Consider the following 215-nt stretch of genomic DNA (forward strand, 5'->3'; position numbering starts at 1 on the left):
ACGGCACCGGGTCGTGGTGACCGGTCTCGCGAATTCCGCCACGCCGTGGCTCGGCGCGAGGGAGGATGCGGCCATGGACATGGGGCTTCCGTCTGAGGAGCGCGCCACGCTGCGCGCGCTCATCGACGCTGCCGCGCCGCAGCCGCTGCCGGCCGACCAGGCGCTCGCGCTCCTGAAGGGCGTCACGGACCTGGACCCGGAGTCGCTGGGACGAC

The sequence above is a fragment of the Nocardioides sp. CPCC 206348 genome, assembly GCF_048654705.1.
Classification (GTDB): domain Bacteria; phylum Actinomycetota; class Actinomycetes; order Propionibacteriales; family Nocardioidaceae; genus Nocardioides.